This window comes from Salipiger marinus, from assembly GCF_035481585.1.
GTDB lineage: Bacteria > Pseudomonadota > Alphaproteobacteria > Rhodobacterales > Rhodobacteraceae > Salipiger > Salipiger marinus.
Genome location: NZ_JAYKSL010000061.1, coordinates 1 through 3,404, shown reverse-complemented (window position 1 = coordinate 3,404; position 3,404 = coordinate 1). Strand labels below are relative to the sequence as shown.

Below are 3,404 nucleotides of genomic sequence, written 5' to 3'. Positions count from 1 at the left end.
CGCTTGTACCTTGCGAGAGAATGCAGCCGCACTCGACGCAGAGCAGGAGCTAGTGGGGGTAACGCATCCGTTTCATCCGCTGTTTGAGCGTCGCTTGCCATGTGTGGGCCGCCGCCAGAACCGACATGGTGCGCGGCTCTTGCTGCAGACCGAGGATGGCGCCGTCTGGTCGGTTCCTCCGCATTGGACTGATCTTGCGAGCCCGGATCCAGAAGTGGTCGTGGGTCACGGGCGAGCGGCGTTGCGGGTTTCTGACCTGCTGGCACTGGCTGACTTGGTAGAACGCCTCAGAGGCAAATTGGTGGGGTGATCAAGGGATGGATCGTAAGGTCAATTATGCCGCATCTGTAAAGCGAACTACGCCGCAAGTCATGCGATTTAGGAAGTTATTGGGCCGATTTATTGAGACTAGCTGCTTAGAATCGGCGCTCGCAGATAGTCACTATCTTGACGCCGCGCGCATTTGCGGCATAATTGCTATTACATATTCTTTCCCTCTTGCGTCCAGAGCCAGCGATGCCCGACAGCAGGCAGTCAAAGACCGCAGCCCTTGCCGAAGAGGGCACGCTCAATTCGGCGCCGGACAAGGTCCGCGATCCGAAGTTTCGCGGCAGCGACTTCTTCGACCCGCACGACATCGTGCAGGTCAAATACGAGATGCTGCGTCGCGTCTTGGTCGACAAGCTGTCGGTGACGGAGGCTGCCGACGAGTACGGGGTCTCCAGGCCGACCTACTATCAGGCCAAGGCGAACTTCGACACGGCAGGAATCGCGGGGCTAGTGCCGGAGAAGACAGGGCCCCGCGGGCCGCGCAAGATCGACGAAGCAATCTTGGCGTTCTTGCAGGCACGGCTGGCGCCTGGCGAACCCCTCCGTGCCCGCGAACTTGCCAAGCTGGTCCACGACGAGCTCGACATCGAGCTCCACCCCAGAACGATCGAACGGGCGCTAAAAAAAAGCACTGGCAAGTGAACCGTGCCGCGAAGGCGGCATGTTCATCGTCGACCATCGCAGCTCAGTACGAGGTACTGCGCGCCGCCGCTTTGGGCGAAGCGCTGCCGCTCATGGCCCGCAGCGGCCTGGTGCTCTTTCTGCGCCGGGGCATGTGGGGATGGGCTAGGGCGATAACTGCGGCGCCAATCTCTTCTCAAGAGCCAGGCAGCCGGCCTTCAGCCACCTGGCCGACGCAGGGCGGGCGCAGCGCCGTCGTCCACATCCTTGCGGCGATCGCCACCAGCATCAACGACACCGGCATAAACGAGCGGAGAGCCCCATGAACATGCACCTCAAAGTTCAGCCCCACCACCTCGATCGCAACGCCTACCTCTACATCCGCCAGTCCTCGATGCGTCAAGTGCTCGAGAACACCGAGAGCGCCAAGCGGCAATATTCGCTTCGCGGACGCGCCGTCGCCCTTGGCTGGCATGACGAGCAGATTATCGTCATCGACAACGACCAGGGAGAATCCGGAGCATCGGCCGCCTGGCGCGAGGGGTTCCAGCGGCTGGTCAGCGATGTCGGGCTGGGCCGCGCCGGGATCGTGATGGGCTTGGAAGTGTCCCGCCTGGCGCGCAACAACGCCGACTGGCAACGCCTGCTGGAGATCTGCGCCCTGGCCGACACCCTGATCCTTGACGAAGACGGCGTCTACGACCCGGCGAGCTTCAACGACAGGCTCTTGTTGGGCCTGAAGGGCACAATGAGCGAGGCCGAGCTGCATGTGATCAAGGCGAGATTGCGCGGCGGCATCCTCAACAAGGCCCGGCGCGGCGAGTTCCGCTGCCCCCTGCCGACCGGGCTGGTCTATGACCACGGCGGCAATGTGGGGCTCGATCCTGACCTGCAGGTCAGGGAGACGATCGTCCATTTCTTCGAGACCTTCTCTCGCGTCGGCTCCGCCTCCCAGACCGTTAAAGCCTTTCATCGGGAAGGTCTTCCATTCCCCTCGCGCCTGCACAACACCGAGACAATCTTCCGGCCGCTGACGGTGTCGACAGCACTGCGCGTTCTGACCAATCCGCGCTATGCTGGCGTCTACGCCTATGGCCGACGGCAGTTCCGGCGCACCATCGAAGGCAAGAGGACGGTGCGGTCCCGGTCAAATGAGGATTGGCTGGCCTGCATTCCCGATGCCCATCCCGGCTACATCAGCTGGCAGCAACATCAGGAGAACCTGAAGATTCTGGAGGCGAACAGCCATGGATATGACGCGACGCGGGCGTCAATTCCAAGAGAAGGCCCGGCGCTGCTGCAGGGGCGGGCAATATGCGGGCAATGTGGTCGGCATCTGCGGGTTCGCTACGCTGCCCGGCGCGGTCGACATGAAGCCTGGTACATCTGTGATCGCGCCCATGCCTATCGCGGTGCCCCCCTCTGCCAGTCGATCGCCGGGCCCGCGGTCGACGCGGCCGTCGGTATGCTGATTGCCGAGCAGATGGCGCCAGAGGCCGTCGAACTGGCGCTCGACGTGCGCAAGGAGATCCAGTCACGTCATGAAGAAGCCGACCGGTTGCGCTGCCGCGCGGTCGAGCGGGCCCAGACGGAAGCCGATCTCGCGCAGCGGCGGTTCATGCTTGTCGACCCCAATAACCGTCTCGTCGCCGACACGCTCGAAGGCGAGTGGAACGAGAAGCTTCGCACATTGGCAAACGCCCGCGAAGAGCGCGAACGCGCCCGCGAGCATGATCAATTCGTCCTCGACCACGCCGTCCAGGCGCGGCTCATTGCGATGACGGAGGACTTCAAGAAGCTCTGGTCCGATCCCAATACCCCGAACCGTGACCGCAAGCGGCTGCTCGCCCACATCATCGAGGACGTCACCCTCCTCAAGCTGCCGGCGGAAGGAACGACCAAGGTCCATGTGCGGTTCATAGGCGGAAAGGTCCTGACCCTCACCACCCTGAGCCCAAGAGCGCCCGCCTTGCAGATCAAGACCAGGCCGGGGGTCATCGAACTGGTAGACAGGCTCCTCGACGACCACGTCTATTCCGAGATCGCCGAACTTCTCAACCAGCAAGAACTCCGCCCGGGCGAAGCCTCCCGCCGCGGCCATCATGACGCCCAATTCACTTCCAAGCGGGTCGCCTACATCGTTCACCAATATAAGTTGCGCTCACGTTATGATCGCCTGCGTGCCCGCGGCATGCTGACCAAGCAGGAAGCAGCTGCCCGTCTCAATATCCACGAGACCACCATCAACAGCTGGGTCAAACACGGCCTCATAACCCGCCATGCCTACAACGGGCACTATGGTCTCTACGAACTCCCCGCTACAAACTTGCCGCAAAAGCATTCCAGCCGGTGGGACCGCCTCACTGATCGGGCGGGTGAACGCCTGCAGGAGGCGGTTCCGCCAAAACCATCACCTGAGGAGGAAAGAGGTGTAGTATGAACGCAGATCGTTG

3 protein-coding genes are annotated in these 3,404 nt (G+C 62.3%); all 3 read left to right on the top strand.

Annotated elements, in window-relative coordinates:
* Positions 1–310: DUF5372 family protein (locus tag VK682_RS27015; RefSeq protein WP_324782965.1), on the top strand; the 310-nt coding region annotated here is incomplete at its 5' end.
* 206 nt (positions 311–516) lie between these two features.
* Complete coding sequence (locus VK682_RS27010) at positions 517–972, top strand: helix-turn-helix domain-containing protein (RefSeq protein WP_089852580.1); 456 nt, start codon at positions 517–519, stop codon at positions 970–972.
* A 301-nt stretch (positions 973–1,273) separates the two neighbouring features.
* On the top strand, positions 1,274–3,391 hold the full coding sequence (locus VK682_RS27005; protein WP_324782964.1) for a recombinase family protein: 2,118 nt from the start codon (positions 1,274–1,276) through the stop codon (positions 3,389–3,391).
* Positions 3,392–3,404: the final 13 nt, after the last annotated feature.